This is a genomic window from Enterococcus sulfureus ATCC 49903, assembly GCF_000407605.1.
GTDB lineage: Bacteria > Bacillota > Bacilli > Lactobacillales > Enterococcaceae > Enterococcus_G > Enterococcus_G sulfureus.
Genome location: NZ_ASWO01000001.1, coordinates 178,743 through 200,745 on the forward strand (window position 1 = coordinate 178,743; position 22,003 = coordinate 200,745).

At 39.1% G+C, this 22,003-nt stretch carries 21 protein-coding genes; 4 read left to right on the forward strand and 17 right to left on the reverse strand.

Annotated elements, in window-relative coordinates:
• The first annotated feature begins 48 nt into the window (after window positions 1-48).
• A complete protein-coding gene (locus tag I573_RS00895; protein ID WP_016184674.1) occupies window positions 49-678 on the forward strand; it encodes a copper homeostasis protein CutC in 630 nt (209 codons plus the stop codon).
• A gap of 42 nt (window positions 679-720) precedes the next feature.
• Here I573_RS00895 and mgtE read toward each other — a convergent pair whose 3' ends face one another.
• From mgtE to yjbM, 4 genes are read right to left on the reverse strand one after another with little or no spacing between them, the layout of a single operon-like run.
• The gene (gene mgtE / locus I573_RS00900) at window positions 721-2,085 is read right to left on the reverse strand and encodes a magnesium transporter (protein ID WP_016184675.1); all 1,365 of its coding nucleotides are present in this window, start codon (window positions 2,083-2,085) and stop codon (window positions 721-723) included.
• A gap of 15 nt (window positions 2,086-2,100) precedes the next feature.
• Window positions 2,101-2,997: an RluA family pseudouridine synthase gene (locus tag I573_RS00905; protein ID WP_016184676.1), complete on the reverse strand. Its 897-nt coding sequence runs from the start codon at window positions 2,995-2,997 to the stop codon at window positions 2,101-2,103.
• Between the two features lie 2 nt (window positions 2,998-2,999).
• Window positions 3,000-3,806, reverse strand: coding sequence for an NAD kinase (locus tag I573_RS00910; protein WP_016184677.1), 807 nt, complete (start codon window positions 3,804-3,806; stop codon window positions 3,000-3,002).
• Entirely contained in the window at window positions 3,772-4,473 is a 702-nt protein-coding gene (yjbM, locus tag I573_RS00915; RefSeq protein ID WP_016184678.1) for a GTP diphosphokinase, read from the reverse strand. The genes I573_RS00910 and yjbM overlap by 35 nt, the downstream gene beginning before the upstream one ends.
• 205 nt (window positions 4,474-4,678) lie before the next feature.
• On the opposite strand from yjbM, the gene I573_RS00920 reads away from it, so the two are divergent.
• Window positions 4,679-5,260 carry a CYTH domain-containing protein gene (locus I573_RS00920; protein ID WP_016184679.1) on the forward strand — a complete coding sequence of 194 codons (582 nt, stop codon included), beginning with the start codon at window positions 4,679-4,681 and terminating at the stop codon, window positions 5,258-5,260.
• Between the two features lie 23 nt (window positions 5,261-5,283).
• On the opposite strand, the gene pepF is transcribed toward I573_RS00920, so the two are convergent.
• The 7 genes from pepF to I573_RS00955 all read right to left on the reverse strand — a co-directional run bounded on the left by pepF (window position 5,284) and on the right by I573_RS00955 (window position 15,591).
• Window positions 5,284-7,095, reverse strand: a complete 1,812-nt coding sequence (pepF, locus tag I573_RS00925; RefSeq protein WP_016184680.1) for an oligoendopeptidase F — start codon at window positions 7,093-7,095, stop codon at window positions 5,284-5,286.
• A 98-nt stretch (window positions 7,096-7,193) separates the two neighbouring features.
• Complete coding sequence (locus I573_RS00930) at window positions 7,194-8,132, reverse strand: competence protein CoiA (protein WP_016184681.1); 939 nt, start codon at window positions 8,130-8,132, stop codon at window positions 7,194-7,196.
• Window positions 8,133-8,199: 67 nt separating this feature from the next.
• Window positions 8,200-8,931, reverse strand: a complete 732-nt coding sequence (locus I573_RS00935) for an adaptor protein MecA (RefSeq protein ID WP_016184682.1) — start codon at window positions 8,929-8,931, stop codon at window positions 8,200-8,202.
• A gap of 209 nt (window positions 8,932-9,140) precedes the next feature.
• On the reverse strand, window positions 9,141-9,539 hold the full coding sequence (gene spxA, locus I573_RS00940) for a transcriptional regulator SpxA (RefSeq protein WP_035020428.1): 399 nt from the start codon (window positions 9,537-9,539) through the stop codon (window positions 9,141-9,143).
• Between the two features lie 380 nt (window positions 9,540-9,919).
• Window positions 9,920-11,641: an ABC transporter ATP-binding protein gene (locus I573_RS00945; RefSeq protein ID WP_016184684.1), complete on the reverse strand. Its 1,722-nt coding sequence runs from the start codon at window positions 11,639-11,641 to the stop codon at window positions 9,920-9,922.
• 49 nt (window positions 11,642-11,690) lie between these two features.
• Window positions 11,691-14,852, reverse strand: coding sequence for a DEAD/DEAH box helicase (locus I573_RS00950; RefSeq protein WP_016184685.1), 3,162 nt, complete (start codon window positions 14,850-14,852; stop codon window positions 11,691-11,693).
• Between the two features lie 91 nt (window positions 14,853-14,943).
• Complete coding sequence (locus I573_RS00955) at window positions 14,944-15,591, reverse strand: lysophospholipid acyltransferase family protein (protein ID WP_016184686.1); 648 nt, start codon at window positions 15,589-15,591, stop codon at window positions 14,944-14,946.
• 129 nt (window positions 15,592-15,720) lie between these two features.
• Here I573_RS00955 and I573_RS00960 point away from each other — a divergent pair, with 129 nt between their 5' ends.
• Together I573_RS00960 and I573_RS00965 are read left to right on the forward strand one after the other, a co-directional pair.
• Window positions 15,721-16,470: a tRNA1(Val) (adenine(37)-N6)-methyltransferase gene (locus I573_RS00960; protein ID WP_016184687.1), complete on the forward strand. Its 750-nt coding sequence runs from the start codon at window positions 15,721-15,723 to the stop codon at window positions 16,468-16,470.
• Complete coding sequence (locus tag I573_RS00965) at window positions 16,463-16,738, forward strand: GIY-YIG nuclease family protein (RefSeq protein WP_211213386.1); 276 nt, start codon at window positions 16,463-16,465, stop codon at window positions 16,736-16,738. Before I573_RS00960 ends, I573_RS00965 begins: the two co-directional genes overlap by 8 nt.
• A 14-nt stretch (window positions 16,739-16,752) precedes the next feature.
• Here the strand turns inward: I573_RS00965 and I573_RS00970 are convergent, their stop codons facing one another.
• The 6 genes from I573_RS00970 to lplA form a co-directional block, all read right to left on the reverse strand.
• The gene (locus tag I573_RS00970) at window positions 16,753-17,967 is read right to left on the reverse strand and encodes a chloride channel protein (protein WP_016184689.1); all 1,215 of its coding nucleotides are present in this window, start codon (window positions 17,965-17,967) and stop codon (window positions 16,753-16,755) included.
• 60 nt (window positions 17,968-18,027) lie between these two features.
• On the reverse strand, window positions 18,028-18,591 hold the full coding sequence (gene efp / locus I573_RS00975) for an elongation factor P (protein ID WP_016184690.1): 564 nt from the start codon (window positions 18,589-18,591) through the stop codon (window positions 18,028-18,030).
• A gap of 111 nt (window positions 18,592-18,702) precedes the next feature.
• Window positions 18,703-19,518 carry a MetQ/NlpA family ABC transporter substrate-binding protein gene (locus tag I573_RS00980; protein ID WP_016184691.1) on the reverse strand — a complete coding sequence of 272 codons (816 nt, stop codon included), beginning with the start codon at window positions 19,516-19,518 and terminating at the stop codon, window positions 18,703-18,705.
• A gap of 12 nt (window positions 19,519-19,530) precedes the next feature.
• Window positions 19,531-20,202 (reverse strand): metal ABC transporter permease EmtB, encoded by a 672-nt coding sequence (gene emtB / locus I573_RS00985; protein ID WP_016184692.1) that lies wholly within the window; start codon window positions 20,200-20,202, stop codon window positions 19,531-19,533.
• Complete coding sequence (locus I573_RS00990; RefSeq protein WP_016184693.1) at window positions 20,202-20,921, reverse strand: methionine ABC transporter ATP-binding protein; 720 nt, start codon at window positions 20,919-20,921, stop codon at window positions 20,202-20,204. The genes emtB and I573_RS00990 overlap by 1 nt, the downstream gene beginning before the upstream one ends.
• Window positions 20,922-20,933: 12 nt before the next feature.
• Window positions 20,934-21,950 (reverse strand): lipoate--protein ligase, encoded by a 1,017-nt coding sequence (gene lplA, locus I573_RS00995; RefSeq protein ID WP_016184694.1) that lies wholly within the window; start codon window positions 21,948-21,950, stop codon window positions 20,934-20,936.
• Window positions 21,951-22,003: the final 53 nt, after the last annotated feature.

The following is a 22,003-nucleotide window of genomic DNA, read 5'->3' on the forward strand; positions in this document are numbered from 1 at the left end:
TTTATGCTAAAATGCTAGACAGAACGTTAACTTTAAGGAGGATCTTTTATGATCAAAGAATTCTGTGCCGAAAATTATACACACATTCCAAAAGCCATCTATAATGGTGCCAATCGTATCGAATTATGTGACAACTTAGCCGTGGGCGGAACGACACCAAGTACTGGTGTATTAGAAGAAGCATTCCAATACACTTCTGAAAAGTCGATTCCCTTAATGGTGATGATTCGTCCTCGTGGTGGTGATTTTATTTACAACGATACTGAATTAAAAATCATGCACACCGATTTGATTGAAGCAAAAAAACTCGGTGTAGACGGCGTCGTGTTTGGCTGCCTGACTCCAAGTAATTGGATCGATGAAGAAGCGATGGAATTGTTACTGGACGTTTCTGACGGGCTACAAGTAACGTTCCATATGGCATTTGATGCGATTGAACCTTCACGACAAAAAGAAGCGATCGATTGGTTGATTGCTCATCAAGTCGACCGGATCTTGACTCATGGCGGACCTATGGATACACCTGTAGAAGAACACTTCACTAAGCTTCATGAATGGATCGACTATGCAGATGATCAAATTACGTTTGTTGTAGGCGGCGGTGTCACAACAGCAAACGCTCAAGCTGTATGTGAACAAACTGGAGCTTCAGAAGTTCACGGAACAAAAATCGTCTAAACACAATAAGGTGTGACAGAAGTCTGTCACACCTTATTCGTATTAATTCAGAAAATAACTCATAAAAATACTGGCAATATTGAAATAGATCAAGACACTCGTTAGATCACTAAGCGTTGTGATAAATGGTCCACTCGCCACCGCTGGATCAAATCCTAATTTATCCATCAACATCGGGATCAAACTTCCCGCTAGGTTAGCTACAGTAATCGCACACATCATCGCCATTCCAATCACAAATCCTAAAATTGGGTTGCCTTTCCAGATCGCTACGATCAAAAAGATCGTCACCCCTGTAATCAATCCCGTAAATAACCCGGTGATGACTTCACCTACAATCGTTTTCCAGATTCCTGCTTCTTTATTGTCACTCATCGCCAAACGACGAACCGCGACGGCTAGTGATTGCGTTCCAGCGTTCCCAGCCGTTCCAGTGATCAACGAAATAAAGACGGCTAAAATACTCGCTTTACTAACCAATTGCTCATAATGACTGATTAAAGTTGCTGTAGCCATTCCTAAGAAAAGTAACGTGATCAACCATGGTAACCGACGATTTGCCGATTTGATTGGATTTTCACTGATCTCTTCTACGTTTACCCCGGCTAAACCAGAGTAGTCGCTCGCCGCTTCATCATCGATGACATCGATAATATCATCAACCGTGACGATCCCTAAAAGGTGATCATCATAATCGGTAACAGGTAGCGCTAGAAAGTCATAATCACGGAATGTTTGGGCGACATCTTCTTGGTCATCGCCCACATGGACCGACATGACCCGTTCGCTCATAATCTCTTGAATCATTTGATCATCGTCATTGATAATCAAATCCCGCAAAGAGATAACCCCCACTAAGCGCTCTTCTTGATCGATGACATAAATATAATAAATCGTCTCCGCTACAGCAGCTTCTGATTTTAAGACATACATCGCCGAACGAACCGTCTGATTGGCTACGATCGAAACATATTCTGTTGTCATGATCGAACCAGCTGTATCGTCTTCATAATGAAGCAAGTCTTTAATCTCTGTTGCGGCTTCGGTTTCCATCAAGGTTAAATACTGTGCGACTTGCGGTTTTGGAAGAGTATTAAGTAAATCGACCGCATTATCGGTATACATCTCTGCCAACATTTCTGCTGCATAACTTGGTCGCATTTCGGCCAAAAATTCTTTGATTTCATCTTTATCTTCTTCTAATACGTCAAACATATCTGCCAATTCTTTTGGCGATAAATAGGCATAGACTAAATTACGCTGAGCCTCATCAAGAGATCGGTAAAACTGTCCTTGCTCATAAATATGCAATTCTAAAAACTGTTCACGGAACTCCTGCAGACGATTTCGTGCTAAGTCCTCTCGTAATTGTGCAAAACGTTCTTCTAATTCTTGTGTTTCATCCAATCTCTCTCACCTCGCTTAAAAAGTCGCCTGGATCAATGTCGCCATATCCTCAGGAAGTGTCTGATAAAAAGACAACGGCTCGTGTGTGAAAGGGTGTGTAAATTCTAAATGGTAACAATGCAACGCTTGACGTTGCACACTTAAATCCATACGTCCCCCATACATGTCATCCCCCACCAAAGGACAGCCAATCGATTCGAAATGTACCCGAATCTGGTGGGTGCGTCCAGTGTGCAATTTGATATCGACTAAAGCACAGGTAGACGTCTTTTTTTGTACCCAATATTCTGTTCGCGCAGGTTGCCCGTCCTCACGTACTTCGCGTTTTAAAATCGAGCGCATATCGCGTCCAATTGGTGCGTTGATTTCTTCATGGGCATTTAAGCGTGCTAATTCCCCACAAACTAGCGCTTGATAATGTTTATGTAACCTTTTTTCTCGTAGTTGTACATCTAATTTTGCATGGGCAAACCCATGTTTAGCAAACAACATCAATCCTGTTGTATCACGATCGAGTCGCGTGACAACATGAACGACTTGATTGGCATACCCTTGGCGCTTGTAGTACCCTTTCACACGATTAGCCATCGTTTGATTTGGATGGTATTGTGCTGGGATCGATGAAATATTACTAGGTTTATTGACAATCAAGAGATGTTTATCTTCAAATACAATATCTAGTGGTGCGTCATCGGCAAGCAATGTTTCGTGTTCTTTTTCGTCAGGTATAACAACCGTCACTATATCGTGTTCTTGTAAAAAATACAAGACATTTTGAACATGGTCGTTAACTAAAATCTGTCCCCCTTGAAACTTTACTTTTGCCAGTAGACCTTTAGAGATCCCTTGTTCTTTTAAGAAATATTTAATTTGTTGTGGTTCTGATTTTTCAAATGGATAACTAAACCGCATGCTTATGACTCCCCAATAAACGCATCGCGAACACGACGCCAAAAATGTGTATGACGATACGATGCAAATTGAATATTTTCATCGGCAATTTTATAATAGATCGAATCGATTTCATCTTGTTGTAAACGAAACTGATCGATCGTGATCACACATTCGTCACTTTCTTGCAAGCGAACTTCGATCCATTCGTGACTGCCAATCACCATTGGCGAACCCAGTGTTCGAAATACGCGATTGTTCAATGAGGCGATCTCTGTCAATTGGATCGCATTGATCCTTGGATGCAATACCGCTCCCCCGATACTTTTGTTATACGCTGTAGAGCCAGTTGGTGTCGCAATCGATAAACCATCTCCACGAAAACGTTCAAAGAATTCATCTTTGATATAAATATCCGCCACCATCGTCGAATCATTGCGCTTGATGGTCGACTCATTTAATGATAAAAAGTGTTTCGGCTCTTTGCCATTACGATACGTGATGCGCACATCAAGCAAAGGATAGCGGACACTCGCTTCTTGTTTGGTATTCAAAGAAGCGACCAATTCATCTAATTCATAATCGCGCCAATCGGTATAAAATCCTAAATGTCCTGTATGGACCCCTAGAAAACGCACTTGATCTAATTTATGATTAAATAAATGAAATGCGGAAAGGAGTGTACCGTCTCCTCCTACTGAAATGACTAATTCAGGTTCCGTTTGATTGATTTCATGACCGGATGCAATCAACTTTTGACTCAACTCACTCATGACTTTTAGCGATAACGGTGTTTTATTGTGGATGATCGCGATTTTCACTTTCTCCATCGTGTTCTTCCTTTCCTTGACCCAATAGACGCGCATGGCGCTCTTCAGATCCTTTTCCTCTAGCAAATAAATGTTGTGCTTCTTGGATTTCTTCTCGAATATTTGACATTTCTTCATCCAATTGATAAGCGGCCTCAGCTGCGCGACGCAACCGTTCGCCGATTTCTTCAGGAAAAACCCCTTGATATTTATAGTTTAATGAGTGTTCGATCGTGGCCCAAAAGTTCATGGCTAACGTTCGAATTTGGATTTCAGCGTAAATCATTTTTTCACCACTCACCAATTGCACAGGATACTCGATCACTAAATGATATGAACGATAACCACTCGCTTTTTGATTGGTAATGTAATCCCGTTCGATCACGACATTCATATCTTTACGATTACGAATCAATTGTACGACTTGATGAATATCTTCAACAAATTGGCACATAATCCGTAGACCAGCAATATCGGACATCTCTGTTTCCAAACGATCGAGTGGAATATTACGTAAACGACTTTTTCCTAAGATACTATCTACTGGTTTGACACGTCCAGTCACAAATTCAATCGGTACATGGCGATTTTGTTCCCGAAATTGCTTTCTGATCCCACGTAATTTTACTTTTAATTCAGAAACCGTCTGTTCATACGGTGCTAAGAATTCTTCCCAATCCGGTTGCATCAGTATCCCTCATTTCTAAATAATAGCTAGACGCTTCTAAACGAGATGCTTTTCAAGACATTCAGCTATTTCTAAAATAACATACAAGCTTATCTTATCACAGTTTCGTATAAACCTTTAGCCTTGAGAGTTGATTTTTTTGTTTTTTTACTAGTTGACGAATGATGTAGAATACAGTAAAAATAAGGCTAAAGGAGTGTCTATAATGAGCCAAGAACTAGAAATCGAATTTAAAACTTTATTAGAAGAAGAAACGTATACTCGCTTACGTCAAGATTTTCCAACAAGTACGTGTTACAAACAGACCAATTATTATTTCGATACACCAGATTTCCAATTAAAACAGCTTGGTTGTGGACTACGCATTCGTGTTTTTGACACTTATGGAGAATTAACGTTAAAATCTCCACAAACTACGGGCTTACTCGAAACTACCGATCGCTTAACACTTGAAGAACTGACCGATTATCTTGAACACGATACGATCAAACCAAACGGAGAAGTCGCGACGTATTTAAAAAAACTAGCCATCGAGGCTAACGCTGTACATTGTTTTGCTGATTTGGCGACGACTCGGTGTGAGATCACACTTGAAGAAGGCTTATTGGCATTAGACGAAAGTCGATACGGTACTAGTGGACATGATTACGAATTAGAATTAGAAGTCGATGCCAAACACGCAGATGATGAACATTTTTATGCCTTTTTAAAAAAATATAACATCGTGTATCAACCTGCTCAAAATAAGATCCAAAGGGCATTTGCGGAACGTAAAAAAAACCAATAGCCCACGCTATTGGTTTTTTCGTCTTACAAAGTTTCAATCAATGCTTCAAGCTCATCTAAGCGTTTTTCAAATACCGTAAAGGCATTTTCGATATACGCAGCTTTCGTCATATCTACTCCAGCTTTTTTCATCACGTCAACAGGGTAATCACTTGAGCCTGCTTTAAGATAGGTCAAATAATTTTCTAGAGCTTTTGGCCCCTCGTGTAAAATCTTTTCAGCTAAAGTCGCTGCAGCAGAAAATCCTGTTGCGTATTGGAACACGTAATAATTATAGTAAAAATGTGGGATACGTGACCATTCTAAACGGATCTCCGGATCTTTTGCCAATGCTTCTCCATAATATTTATGGTTTAACGCGCCATAACTTTCACTTAAAAAGTCTGCAGTCAACGGTGTACCTTTTGCATCTTCTTCATGCATGAAATGCTCGAATTCAGCAAATTGTGTTTGACGGAAAACGGTTCCTTTAAACCCATCCAAATAATGATTTAAGACATACGCACGTACCTTAGGGTCTGTTTCTGTTTTCAATAGATACTCCGTCAGTAAGTTCTCATTAGTTGTTGAAGCGATCTCAGCTAAGAAAATCGGATAATCCCCATACACATACTCTTGATTCGTACGTGTAAAGTAGCTGTGTACACTATGTCCCATTTCATGAACTAAGGTAAACAATTGGTCCAATGTATCGTGCCAGTTCATTAAAATATACGGTTTGGTATCGTATGCACCAGATGAATACGCACCGCTACGTTTGCCTTTATTTTCGACCACATCGATCCAACGAGAATGGAACGCTTCTTTAACTACCGCTAAATATTCATCACCCATTGGTGCTAATGCTTCGATTGCCTTTTCTACTGCTTGCTCATACGTATACGTAATTGGTGCTTCACCTAATAACGGTGTATATACGTCATACATGTGTAACTCGTCAACAGCCAACAAGCGTTTACGTAGTTTCATATAGCGATGCAATAATGGTAAATTTTGATTCACGACGTCGACTAAAGTATCATACACTGCTTCTGGCACATGGTTATTGCTTAACGCTGCTTGTCGTGCACTTTCGTAATGACGCGCATTTGCTTTAAAATTGTGTGCTTTCACATTTGTACTCAATGTCGAGGCAAAAGTGTGCTTGAATTGTCCGTAAACTTCATATAAACCTTTAAATGCATCTTCACGTACTTGACGGTTCGTATTTTCCATCAATTGTCCGTACACACCATGTGATAATTGTATCTCATTGCCATGTTCATCTTTGATGGTTGGAAACTGTAGATCTGCATTATTTAATACAGAAAAAATCGTACCTGGAGAACCAAAAATCTCCCCTGCACTAGCTAAAAGTGCTTCTTGTTCTGCTGGCAATACGTGCGCACGGGCAGCAACAAGCGTTTCGATATAATGACGATAGTGCTCTAATTTAGGCTCTTCTTTAACATAACGCGCAATAACATCGTCTGCTAAAGACAACACTTCTGGTTCAAACCAAGACAAACTTGCCGAAACTTGCGAAGCTAGACTGCTTGCTCGTGCATAAAGTGCTTGATACGTCGTATTGGTAGTGTCTTGGTCATTTTTTAAATGGCTGTAGACATATAATGTCTCTAATTTTCTAGAAATATCAAGGACATACGTTAACGCATCTAAAAAAGCCGTGGCGCCATTTGCTAATGTTCCTTTATATGAATCGGCCGCTTTTACTTCTTCTAAAACGACTGCATAAGCTTCTTCAAAAGCTTGATCATCGGCAAAAATCGATGTCAAATCCCAAGTGGCATGTTCTGGTACCTGTTCTCTTGTTGGCAATTGCGTTGTTTCTGACATACTGTACACTCCTTTTTTTCACTTGCTTTCTGCATAAAATGATAATCATCTCATTTACTAACAGAATACTCTCATTTTAGCACAAGAAAAAAGGTTCGTCATGAAAAAGTCCTTTTTGACAATCGAATACACTCTAAAAAAAATGCGTGCAAGACGACTTCTCGATCTAAAAATGGATAGGTCCACGATATGACTTCATTCGTCATCAGCGCGCGCCATTCAACATAGGAAGCTGCTTTTAAAAACAATATCCGATAATACAACACAGCATGTTCAAACAACAGTCCAAATGTGCTTTCTTGATAGATCCACTCTGCTAAATAACATAAATGTTGATTGTGTTGATAACATTTTCCTTGTAACTGTACGATATCTTTACGCTTTGTCGCCAATTGTTGTTGTAGCCACTCGCTATAAGAAAATCGTGAAGATCGTCGAGTGGATTTGACACTTTTTTGTTGTTGTCGTGTCAAATTAGTAGCAATTTTTTGATAAGACAATCCTGTTTCGTACGACCAGTGTACGTAGCGAAAGAGTAAAAAATGTTGATGGGTTACATCTAGACCATACAAATAAAACCCTTTTTTAGCTTCAAATTGCAAACAAGCTTTTTGTAATTGTGTGAGTTTATGTTCTGGCTGTAACGCTTTACCGAATATCCAAACCGGCTGATACCCACTGGCTAAATAGCCATAGGTTCGTTCTAAAAAACGAGGAAATGACAATGGACTACATTGAAATTCAAGTGCACGAATTTCCCACAACAAATCGGCACGTTGTTTTAATTCAGGTAAATAAACTTCTAATTGAAATTGCGGGAAAAACAGTTGCAATAACACCTTTCCGGCTAGATGTTCAGGTGTTTCTGCTTCACTGGAAATACAAGTTGCCGTACTTTGATGTGCAAAATGAGGAATAATTTTTGTGCCAAGTTTCAAAATGACTTTGGTTTGACAGACGGGACAACAATACGCTTTTTTACGATTTAAGTCGTGGTGTGCGACAATCAATTCAGATCCAAGTTGTGCAACTAGCATAAGCAATCTCCTTTTACACTTACATACGCAAAAAAAACCAAATCAATTAAGATTTGGTCTTTTTTGATTATTTTTTCGTATCCGGTGCAAAGTAAGTACGCAATGTTTCGAGTGCATCGTTTTCAATAATCAACTCGCCGTGTTCTGCTAAGACATCATCCGTGATCGATACTTTACGACCGAATTCACCTAAATGTGCTGTGTAATTGCGAATTGCTTTTTCAGATAGATCTTCATCTTCAAATTTCACTACCAAATAATACACGTGGTCCATCAAATATAGTGTTGAAGAGATATCATCGATCGTCACTTCGTTTGCCAACCAAATCGCCAGTTCAAAATTGGCAAATTCAATGACTACGGGTTTATGTTCTTTAGGCAATTTACTTTTATCCACCTTGCCTTCTTCACTATCTAGTTTTTCACTAAAGATTTTTTTGATCTCATCATCCGAAAGTTCTTCAAAAGCTTTGGTTGTGTCGATATTGTCATCGCTCTCCCACCATTCTGCTTCCGCTTCTTCTTTTTGGAAATCTTCAAATCCATCCATCGCATCTTGCGGGAGACTTTTACTAATAAACAATTCTAAGCCATCACCTTTTGGTAAGACTTGAAACGTTACGGCTTCGCTTCCTTTAAACTCATCATCAATATCTACTTCTTCTAAAATACTATAGAAAAAACTTTCAATTTCTTTTTGATTGCCTAACAAATCTAAAAAAGTGAATCCTCTAGCAGCTAAATCTTCGCTTTTAATCAATACACGTATGGTATTTTCGTTAATATGCTCCATTTCCATGTTAGCCACACCTCACTTTACCTATTTCTACTCTTAATGCCGAGTATCTTTAACTTTATTCTACCGAATCCATGCTAAATGTAAAGTAATTCCTCTTGTATTTAGTTGACAAATCGGTTCTCTTTTCCATTTAAGCATTACAGTATTTCGGTTTTTGAAACAAGGTACGAAAAAGGCAAGTGACGAGTCACTTGCCTTTTACTTAACTTTTACAAACCTGCCATCAATTGCGCTTGACGCAATTCTAATTGGCGTACATCACGCGGCAAGAAACGACGAATTTCATCTTCATTGAATCCTACTTGTAAACGTTTCTCATCGACCATGATTGGTCTTCTAAGCAATCCAGGATTTTCTTGGACTAATTTTAGAAGCTCATTCAATGGAAGCTCATCAAGATCCATGTTCAATTTTTGAAAGACCTTAGAACGAGTGGAGATAATCTCTTCTGTACCATCTTCTGTCATTTGCAAAATCGTTTGCAATTCATGACTTGTTAACGGTTCAGAAAAAATATTCCGTTCAACAAAAGGAATTTCGTGCTCTTGCAACCAAGCCCGGGCTTTTCTGCATGACGTACAACTTGGGGAAGTATAAAGTGTCAACAACGTAATCACTCCTTTATTTTGAAAAATGACGAAGTAGTTCGCCATTTCACTTTGTTGTTTCATTATACAAGATTAATCAGAATAATACTACCTCTTTTTTCGATGGCCTCTGAAATGACGAACATTAAAAACAGGTACAAACGTTATCGTACCGGGTTTATGAATAGATTAAGAGTTTTTTAAGAACTTAAATTATTTTTTAATTTTCTCATTTTAAAAAAAAATAACTTGTGTACTTAATCGCATTTAGAAAGCGTTCCCTTTGTTATTGAATCTCACTTTCAACAAAAGTTCGTACATTTTATCACGAGAGGATTTTATTCTCATTTGAATATTGTATATATGTTATTTGTTTTTAGATTATCTGTCAACTAAGTTGTCTAGGCCAACGTTCGAAATTGTGCATCGTACAGTTTTTGATAGGCCCCTTGTTGTTTCAAGAGTTCTTCATGACTGCCTTGTTCAAGGATTCCATTTGGACTGACTACAATAATACGATCAGCATGCTGAACTGTAGCCAAGCGGTGTGCAATGATCAATGTCGTACGACCATGTGCTAAAGTATCTAAGGATTCTTGGATCACTTGTTCTGTTTCGGTATCTAAAGCGGAAGTGGCTTCATCTAAAATCAAGATCGGCGGATTCTTTAAAAACATTCGTGCAATCGCTACACGCTGTTTTTGCCCTCCTGATAATTTCACGCCACGTTCTCCAATTACGGTATCTAGTCCTTGTTCCATTTGTGAGATCACTTGATCTAAATGAGCCAATCGTACAGCTTGTGAAATCTCTGCGTCTGTTGCACTTAATTTTCCATAGGCAATATTCTCTCGTATCGTACCTGGAAATAAAAAGACATCTTGTTGAACGGTTCCGATCTTACGACGCAGTGACTCTAATGTAAAGGATTGGATATCCTCTCCATCAATTGTAATCGCACCATCTGTCGCTTCATAAAAACGCGGAAGTAGATTACATAAGGTCGTTTTTCCTGAACCGCTCTCTCCAACGAATGCTACGGTCTCTCCTGCTTTGATCGTTAAGGACAGATCTTGTAGGACTTGATGAGATTCTCCATATGAAAATGATACATGATCGTAGACGATATCGCCTTTAACTGTGCTCAATTCTTTGGCATCCACACGATCAGTTACCATCAACGGACGATCGAGTTCTTCGATAAATCGTTTAAACCCAGCGATTCCTTTTGGATAGCTTTCGATCATCGTATTGATTTTTTCGATTGGGCGCACAAAGACATTAGCTAGTAAAATAAAGCTGACAAATTGTCCTGTCAACAATTCTCCCTTGATCGTATAGTAAGAACCAAATAATAACGCAAATAAATTGATCAAGCGAATAAATAAATAATTATACGAAGAGCTGACCGCCATCACTTGATAAAAACGGATCTTAGCCTGACGATAACGCTCACTCAATGCACGAAAACGTGTATTTTCAAATGGTTCATTAGCAAAAGATTGAGTCACCCGTACACCACTTACTGCCGCTTCGACTCCTGAATTGAATTCACCGATCGTATCATAGATATCGGTGTTGACTTGTGTCATTTTTTGATTAAAAAAATATAACGCTAAAATAATGAAGGGCACTAAAATGATCGTTGCGATCGCAAGTGCTGCATGCATTTGATACATTAAGAAAAACGCACCGGTCATTGTCATGATCGTAATAAAAATATCTTCTGGACCATGATGCGCGACTTCTGAAATTTCAAACAAATCGGTCGTTAAACGACTGATCAATTTCCCCGTTTTTTGATTGTCATAATACGTAAACGACTGTTTTTGTAAATGTGTAAACAATTCTTTACGCATATCTGTTTCAATATTGACTCCTAATTTATGCCCGAAATATACGACGATATATTGTAAGCCTGTATTGATCAAGTAAAATAAAAATAAACCTAAACAAGCAAGTAAAATGTAACGAAAATTATTCATCGGCATGATGCGATCGATGACAACATTTACCGACACTGGAAATGTCAACTCAAGTAAACCAGCTAAAACAGCACATCCAAAATCCAATAAAAATAATTTCCGATACGGCCGATAATAACTAAAAAAACGTTTCAACACCTAATTCCCCCTATAATGAAAACCGCAGCTAGATTCAGCTGCGGCTCTTTTATTCTTCTCCAATACTTAAAATCAAACGAATATCTTCTTCTGTCATTTGCTGCAATTGTGTTTCATTGCCTTGAATGACTTTTTGGAAGAGTTCGCGTTTTTCATTTTGTAAAGTATTCATGCGCTCTTCGATCGTTCCTTCCGCGATCATGCGCCATACTTCGACAACTTTTTCTTGTCCCATACGGTGTGCACGACCTGCGGCTTGTTCTTCGACCGCTGGATTCCACCATAGATCATATAAAATCACGGTATCTGCTCCAGTAAGATTCAAGCCAGTCCCCCCTGCTTTTAGCGAAATCAAGAATACATCGCGATCGCCTTCATTAAATGCATCGACCATCTCAATACGGTCTTTAGGCGGTGTACTACCGCGTAAGTAAAAATGCGATAAGCCGATTTCATCTAATGCTTGTTCGATAATCGTTAACATACTCGTAAACTGAGAGAACAATAATACACGACGATTGTTTTCTTTAGCCGCTAACAATAGATCCTTCACTTGATCTAATTTACCAGAACCACCTTCGTAATCGTCAATAAACAATCGTGGATCACAACATATTTGACGCAAACGTGTCAAGCCAGCTAAAATGCTGATTCGATTTTTCTTGAAGGTCGCTGAATCCATTTGATTGATCTCATCTTGCATTTGTCGTAAATAAGCAAGATAGATCGTTTTTTGCTCATTCGTCAAGCCACTATAATAATTGGTCTCGATTTTTTCTGGCAAGTCTTTTAATACAGTCGCTTTATCTCGACGTAAAATAAACGGTTGAATCATTTGCGCGATTTCAGAAGTGGCCAGTTGGCGATACGTTCCCCGATTTGGGAAAAATCCCGGCATGATCATTTGAAATAGTGACCACAGTTCATCAAGATTATTCTCAATTGGCGTTCCGCTTAAAGCAAAACGATGAGCCACTTGTAATGAGCGTAGTGCTTGTGCCGTTTTAGTCCCACTATTTTTGACCATTTGTGCTTCATCTAAAATCAAGTAGTCCAACTGTGCCACTTGGTAATGATCGATATCACTGCGCATACTAGCATATGACGTGATATAAATATCTACTGGTTGCGCCAATTGGTGTTCTCGCTCTTCCTTTGTTCCACTTACGACCATAATCGATAGCTCCGGCGCAAATTGTTTGATCTCTTGAGACCAGTTATACGTTAAACTTGCTGGAGCTACGATCAATGTACGAACCTGACCTTGTTCTTGCTTTTCAGACAACAAATAACAAATCGTCTGTAACGTTTTCCCAAGTCCCATTTCATCTGCTAAGATCCCACCAAATTGATAATGGCTCAACATTTTCAACCAACGAAATCCTGTGACTTGATAATCACGTAAAGTAGCATTCAATCCTTTTGGTAACGTAACGTCAAATTTTTCTGGATGCAATAGATCTTGTGTCATTTGTTTAAAAGAAGATCCATATTGGACGTTTTTCCCCAGTGTATCTTCTAAAAGTAAGCCTTGGTTTTTAGGCACTTTGACGACACCATCTTCTAACTCAAATCCTTGACGTAGTTGTTGCAAGACTTGAGCTGTTTCTTCAAAGGCTTCGGTTTCAAATGAAACGATTTGACCATTTTCTAGCGTATAAAATTGATCTTGTTGCAACAGACTACGTAAAACCGCATCGACTTCATGCTCACCGATTCCACTGACATCAAATTTAACCGCTAACCAAGAAGACTCTTCATCCACGGAAATCTCCGGTGTGACAAAACGTGCATCTAGATACAATTCACGCAATTTTTTCCCCATTCGTACATCGCCCATTTCGCGTAGATAGGGAATTTCCATAGTAAAAAAGCGAAATAGAGCTTCTTTTTGCGGAATCGGTTTTTCATACCCAGTCTCTGTTGCAACAAACCCTAGTTTGTGCATCCGTTCGCGCGCTTGCTGCTCACGTTTTAAATCGCGCAACACTTCTTGATGCGAATCTGATACCTGATTTTCTTGTTCGTCTGTCGAAAAAAGTGTATCTTCATAGGCAAAATGGATTTTCGCATCGATCAACTGTTTACGTTTTTTCAATAGATATGTGATACGTAAAGGAAATTCAGCTACGACTTCATGGACTTCTGGTGCTATCGTTACTTCTGCGATTTCTTCTAATAATGGCACGATTTGTCGAAACATCTCAGACAAATTCTCTTTGGTATATCTAACTTTAGGTTCATCTAATCGTTTACGCAATTGATCCATCGCTAAATAAACGGTGACTTGACGTGGTGTTAACACGTACCATGTTTGGCCCATCATGGCTAGATTGTAATGTTGGAATAACTGGTCAAACTTCTCATCTAAATGCAAGACAAATTGATCTTGATCTTTTACGACAGAAAAATGTAGCGGACGTACACCTTCGACTAATTGCGGATGAAAGAGAACTTGTTCTTTTGTTTGAAATACGCAGTCTACATTACGACACGTTTCAAGCAGCGTATGCAATTGTTCAACTGGCAATAAGAAATACTTTTTATCTAGTTTTCCTTTGACTTGGATCCCCATTTGTCCTAGTAATTGTTGGGTCTGCGTAATGTCATTAAAGTAGGACAATACTCGTCTGGTCTCTTCATCAAATACATCATGCGTTAATGTAAATGTATGTTTTTTATTCGCCACATAGCTTTTTTCTTCCATATAGACTTGTAAAAATTTAAACACATTTTTAACCACATACTGGCGTTCACCGACAAGTCCAACTTTTAAACTCACACCTAATACATCAAGTTCACTATGATAAGGATTTGTTTCTAGACCTTCGATTATGACTTCGATCGATAATTTAGGATGGTTTTTTTCTGCTTCAATATGCAAGCGACTTAATCCATTGGTAAACATGTCTGAAGTTGAAAATGTCACGGGTGTTGCTTCTTTGGGCAATTGACGTGTTTTACCTTCTTGACGCAAATATAATTCTACTGCTACCGTATGCTTACAGTAATGGTGTTCTTCCCAATAAGGACACTGACAAAAATCCTCTTCTTTAGCTGTTGCATCTAAATCTACTTGGTACAACTCGCTGCCAAGGACTTGGGCATGCCATACTTGTTGCGCAGGATCAGGGGTCACAGAAAGGACACGATCATTTTCGAGGTATTTTCTCCCCTTGGCAATGATTCGTTCTGGAATACTCCACTTCATTCGTACTACTCCTTTCGTCTACCTTATAAAAAAGATTCTCCTGATATTATACCATCTCTTGGCAAAAGAAACAGAAAAAGCCCAGTGAAAATCACTCGGCTTTGTCTTTTTTCGCTTCATTTGCTTCAATTTGATACACAAAATTCGGATCGATCGCTTGATCTAGGCCATCAAAAGCTTGTTGGATTCGGCGTTCCACTTCCATCAATCCTTGTTCATCGACTTTTTTGATATCACTAAGATCGATTGGCTCACCAAATCGTACCGTCACACGTTTTCGTAAAAATAACCCTTTTAGTGTTAATGGTCCTTGATAGACACAAGGGACGACACGAACTTTTGCCATTTTGGCGATCAATGTCATACCACCTTTTAATTCAGTAGAATGTCTTGTCCCACTTGGAAACATGATCAAACTAAGATCCGTATTTTTTAAAATTTTAACGGGTGTTTTGATCGCACTAGGCCCTGGTTTTTTGCGGTCAACAGGAAATGCATTGGCATGACGTAAGATAAACGCTAGAACTGGATTTTTAAATAGTTCGATTTTCGCCATGAACGCAAATTTCTTTGGCCGACCAGCCATCGCTAAGTACAACGGATCCCACCACGTACGATGTGGCGCAACTAAAATATAATTTTCATTTTGAGGTAGGGCTTCCTTATTCTCATAATGGGCATTGCCATTGATGATCAAAAAGACAAAGCGAACTACCCCACGCATAAATGTAAAAAACATGGGCATTTCCTTTCTCGTTTCTACCAGTAAGTATGCAAGAAATTCTTCTAGTTGACAAGTACTTTTATCGTTTCTTATTTATAAAAAACACGTTATAATGGCTAGCGTAGATTAGAAAGGAGCCAATTCATGGTAACACTTTACCCAAACGAACGAATCGACCAACTCTATGCCAATGATCGAAAAATCATTCAAAGTGATGAGGTCTTTTCATTTTCTTTAGATGCAGTCTTATTAGCCAATTTCCCACGTGTTCCAAAGCGCGGAAGAATCGTAGATCTTTGTGCTGGAAATGGAGCTGTTGGATTATTTTTAAGCCAACGGACAAACGCTCAGATCATCCAAATCGAGTTACAAGAACGTCTAGCCGATATGGCAAAAAGAAGCATCGACTTGAACCAGTTAGAACACCAAATGACTGTCCATACGCTAGATTTAAAAGATAGCTTGACCGTCGTGCCACATGATTCAGTCGATCTTGTGGTGTGCAATCCACCTTATTTTGTCGATGCACCTGATCATAAAAAAAATCCCAATCCCTACTTGGCCATCGCGCGTCATGAATTGACGACATCACTGGATCATGTAGTAAAAAGCAGTAGTCAATTGTTAAAAACAAATGGGCGGCTTGCTCTTGTTCACCGTCCAGAGCGATTTTTAGCGATTCTTGAAACGATGAGCAAATACAATATTATTCCTAAACGCGTGCAATTCGTTTATCCTAAACGTCATAAAGATGCGAATATTTTATTAGTCGAAGGCATCAAAGGTGGAAAAAAAGAAGGGTTTATCGTCAGTCCCCCACTTTTCACACACAATGAGCAAGGTGAGTATTCAAAAGAAATGCATGCGATGCTCTATGGTCCAGCAAATGAGTAATCTTCATTATTTTTATGTCTTACGTTGCAAAGACAATAGCTTTTATGCTGGATATACGATCGAGCCTGCACGACGTCTGTTAGAACACAACGAAGGACGTGGTGCAAAATATACGCGACTGGCATCCAGACGTCCACTGGATATGATTCATCTAGAACAGTTTGACACGCGCTCACTGGCAATGAAAGCCGAAGCTGCCTTTAAACGATTAACCCGAAAACAAAAAGAACAGTACTTACAAAAAACCGTTAGTTTGCCTATACCCTAGACAAACTAACGGTTTTATTTTTCAGTTAACCATGCGATTTTTTGTTGGCCATAAATACTCTGATTAAAATTAAAAGCATAAGAGAAGGCACATACAATAAAGAAAAATGGCAAGGTTTCATAGCCAAATACTTCTGCTCCAATAAAGACTGGAGCCAATACCGTATTGGTTGCACTCCCAAAAACACTCGCGTATCCCAAGGCAGCCACCAGTAAAACAGGTAATCCTAATACCGATGCCAACACGACTCCTAATGTCGTTCCAATGGCAAATAACGGCGTTACTTCGCCTCCTTGAAAGCCTGCACTTAACGTTAAAACTGTCAGCAATAGTTTGAGCAACCAATCATAGGATGTAATCGACTCAAGTGCAAATGTCCCTTCGATCAAGTTCATTCCAAGACTCGCATAACGTCCTTGGAAAAAGAGAATGATCAATCCTCCAGCTAATACTCCGACAATGAAAATACGCCATAAAGGATTTGGAAATAGTCGCTGCGTAAATGATTTACTTTGCTTTAATAAATACGCAAATAACGCTCCGCATAATCCAAATGCAATGCCACAGATCGCTAACTTGATTAACACAAGTGGCGTCAATGTCAGGTCTGGAACAATCTCAAAATGAAATTTTTCTAAGCCTAAAACATGAGACAAATTACTCGCAATAAACGACGCAACTAAAGTCGGAATCAACACTTGATAGCGCATATGACCAATCACTAGCACTTCTAATGCAAAAAAGATAGCGGCAATCGGCGTCTGAAAAAGCCCCGAGAATCCTGCAGCCATCCCAATCACCACAAATTCGCGTCGATCGATCCGTTTTGAAAGCGAGCCAAACCATTGACCAATCGTGCCCCCAATTTGAATCGCCACTCCTTCACGCCCTGCACTTCCACCAAAGAAATGAGTGATCCATGTCCCGATAGTTACAAATAATACCATTCGTTTGGGAATATCGACATCTTCTCCATGTCCTGCACGAAAAATCAAATTCATTCCTTGAGTGCTTTCTTTACCGTAACGTAAAAAGATAAACATAAATACAATTCCTGCTGGTCCCAATAACAAAGGAATCCACGGCATAAGCTCATGCGATGTCGCGATCAGCGATAGTAATACTCGGCCAAACAGCACATCTAGACCACTGACTACGACTCCAATCGCAATGCTAATGAATAATAAACTTGCCCAACGATCGATTCGATCTTTTAACAACTCTTTCACTGGATTGACCTCCAATTAAAAAAGCTGACCGCCCCCATTGCGGCACAGTCAGCTTTTCTATTATTTACTTGCGCGTTTTACGTAAGTACCTTCTGTTGTGTTGATTTCAAGTGCTTCACCAGCTTCTACGAAATCAGGTACGTTTACGACTAATCCAGTTTCCATTGTTGCCGGTTTACCAGAACCAGTTACGGTAGCGCCTTTGATCGATGGTTGCGTTTCAGCAACAGTTAACACGACAGTTGTTGGCAATTGGATCCCAATCACTTCATCACCAAAAAATTGGATTTTTACTTCCATGTTTTCTAGGATATATTTCATTTCGTTTTCCACAGTGTTTACCGGGATTTCGTATTGATCATATGTACCTAGATCCATAAAGAATGCTGTATCATCCATAGTGTATAGATATTGTACAGTATTTGTGTCGATATGTGCTTTTTCAAATTTTTCTTCTGGGCGGAATGTTGTATCATAAGTCGCGCCAGAACGCACATCGCGCAATTTCATACGCATAACTGTATTTCCTTTACCTGGTTTATGGTGACTTGCGTCGATTACTTTAATTAATTTACCGTCCTGAACAAATGTCATTCCAGCTTTTAAATCGCTTGCTGATATCATGTGAACGTCTCCTTTATGTTTAAATAGTCCTTAGTCATTGTACCAAAAAGTCCAGTATTACGCTAGTTTCATTCGCTATTTTTCACAAAAGAGCCATAATGATCATTTCGATTAAACGGCAACTAATAAGGTATCGCTATGTTGCTCTTCTAAGAATTTTTTCACAGCATCACTTGTTACCGCTTTTTTCAATGCTTTGATTTTCTCAGAATCTTGATTGTCTTCACGTGCAACAAGCTGGATTGAAAAACGGCTATCCGGTGTTTTTTCTAAAAATAGCGCATCACTTGGTTTTAAGCCGATTTTAGCAATGTATGTTGGGTAGTTATATACCATCGCCACATCTGGCTCGCTATAAGCTTCCGCTAGATTTAATAAATCAACAGACATAAATTCAAAATTTTTCGGATTAGCTACGATATCTTTGACCGTACCATTGGCACCCACGCCCTCTTTTAAGGTGATGACACCATAATCATTTAAGATCGCTAATGCACGACCTTCATTTGATACATCACTTGGCAACGCGATTTTACTATTTTCAGGTAAGGCATCGATCGAATCATAATCTTTTGAATAAAACCCAACTTTTGCATCATAGATTGGTTGTAACGCAACTAACGTAGCATTTTTTTCTTGATTGTATTTTTCCATAAATGGTTTGTGTTGCGCTAAACTCGCATCCGCTTCTTCTCCCATGACCATGTCGTTGTAGGCTACATTGTCATTGACTTGAACCAATTGAATATCCCAGCCATCTTTTTTCGCTTCTTTGGCAGCTACTTTAACGATATCTGTCATTGGGGGTGCTTGTGCAGCTACTTTAATGACTTTATCTTCACTTTTACTTTCTTTTTGATCGTTTCCACATGCACCTAATCCTACTACTGCTGCAAGTGCTAAAGCACCTAATACCCATTTCTTCATGTTTCTTTCTTCCTACTTTCTTTTATCTATTTTTCTAGCTAGTGCGTTTCCACCTAGCTGGATCACAAATACAGAGGCGATCATCCATACGATCGCGACATACATAATGCCATACTCATAACGCTGGTATCCATAGCGAATCGCAAAATCACCGATTCCACCACCACCAACGATTCCCATGACTGTCGAATAACTGACCAAACTTACAGTGGTCGTTGTAAAGGCTAAGACGATCCCACTTCTGGCTTCGACTAATAAAAAATGCCAAATCAATTGCCAACGGGTTACACCTAAAGAATCGGCTAATTGTTGTGTAGATTCAGGTAAATCTAATAACACTTGTTCGACTAAACGCGCAAAAATGGCGATCGCAACCAAACTCAACGGCACTGCAGCAGGAATAGGACCAAATGCACGTCCGACGACCATTCGTGTTACTGGAATAAGTGTCACGACCAACAATAAATACGGAAATGAGCGAATCAAGGTAATAAAAAAATTTAAACTATAATAAATTAAGGGATTGTAAGATTTCTGGGAGGGGTTTACTAAATAAAGATATACGCCTAAAGGCAATCCAATGACGAGACAAAAAAGTAGTGAGATGCTCATCATAATTGCAGTCTCTTTTAATGAGACGACTAATTCAGGCCAATAATATATCACTGTGTTCCAAGTATCCATTATAAAAACCTCGCTTTCACAGTCTCAAAGTAATTGAGTTCATTCTGTTCAGCAATTTCAACGCGATTATGAATCTCGCCTAGATACTGGCTATTTTCAAAGACAAACACACGAGTACACAGTTGTTTTACTGTTTCTAATTCGTGACTAACAAATAAAATCGTGGGGGAAAATCGTTGATGAACTTTTTTTAATAGTGTGATGATTTCGTTTGTATTGGCTTCATCTAAAGCACTCGTTGCTTCATCACAAAGTAAATACTTCGGTTGCCTTACAAGTGCTCTGGCAATCGCAACACGTTGCTTTTCACCACCAGATAATGAAGCGGGATACATCTTAGCTTTTTGTGTCAAACCAACAAAAGCAAGCAATTCTGCTACAAGTTCGGGATTTTTTTGCCGCTGTAATTTTAGCGGTAAGGCGACATTTTCTGTGACGGTCAAATTATTCAACAAGTCAAATTGTTGAAAAATAACTCCCATCTGTGCTTTTTGCTGCCTTAGTTCTTCTTTTGATAATGCTTGTACATGTTGGCCATCTAGATAGATGCGGCCGGTTGTGGGGGATTCGACCCCATTGATCAGACGCAGTAACGTACTTTTTCCAGAACCACTTTTTCCAACGATCCCTACGATTTCATGGTCTGAAATCGTAAGGTTCACCGGAGCTAGTGCTTGCGTCGTCTGATACGTTTTACTTAATTCGACTAATTCGATCATAATTTTTCTCCTTTAAGAAAACAGTAACGATAAACACTCTTCATTCGTCAAATGTAAGATATAATCTGACAAGGTCAAAGTATTCAATACATCTGAAATTGCTTGATAACGAAAAGCTTTTCCACATAATTTCTTTTCGAGCTCAGATACAGGTAAACTTCCAAAGAAATCTCCTAAAAAACGAATATGGGAGATACGGCCTTCTTTTGTTGCGACTTGAACCTCTACGATCCCAACTTTTGGAATACGTACACGATTTTTTAACTCAAAGGCTGGTGATTTCCCAAAGATCCAATCGGTATTCGCATATTTTTTACGAAATAAAGCTTCGATTTCTCGTTCATCTTCTGCAGATAGTCGCAATACTTTATCTTTGATTTTAGAAAAAGTATCTACATGGTACAGTTGCAAAATCAATTGATCGCGAAATGCTTCAGTTGTATTCGTTTGGTAATCGGGAGTTAATAACGGCTTGAGATTCGTGACATTTTTACGAACAGAGGGAGTTGCTTTTGAGGCGATTTTTTCTTTATTGACAGTGAGAATTTGTTGCAACACGTCTAAATCCACATCATACATCAATGTACCATGGGAATACGTACGATCATTTTTACTATACATCGCATTTCCAGAGAACTTTCGACCCTTATGATACAAATCATTTCGGCCACCAGCATACACGTCTTTTGCACCCATTTCTTTTAGTGCGTTTAGGATTGGTGTGGTCACACCTTGATAATCCCCAAACGTTACGTCTCCTTTGCGACTCACAAAACTAAAACTTAAGTTTCCAAGGTCATCATACACTGCACCACCACCTGAGATTCGGCGCGTCAATGTGATATTTTGTTCTCGTAGATACGTTAAATCGATCTCTTCATATACATTTTGATTACGACCGATTATAACACAAGGATTCTGTATATATAACAGTAATAACGGTTCATCTAATGGTGCATGATCCATCAAATATTCTTCTGTCGCTAAGTTACGACGAATATCACGACTAGGCATTATATAATAGCGCATAATTTCCTACTTTCTCGTTTGTGGTCCTACTATTCAAAAGAAAACACCAAACA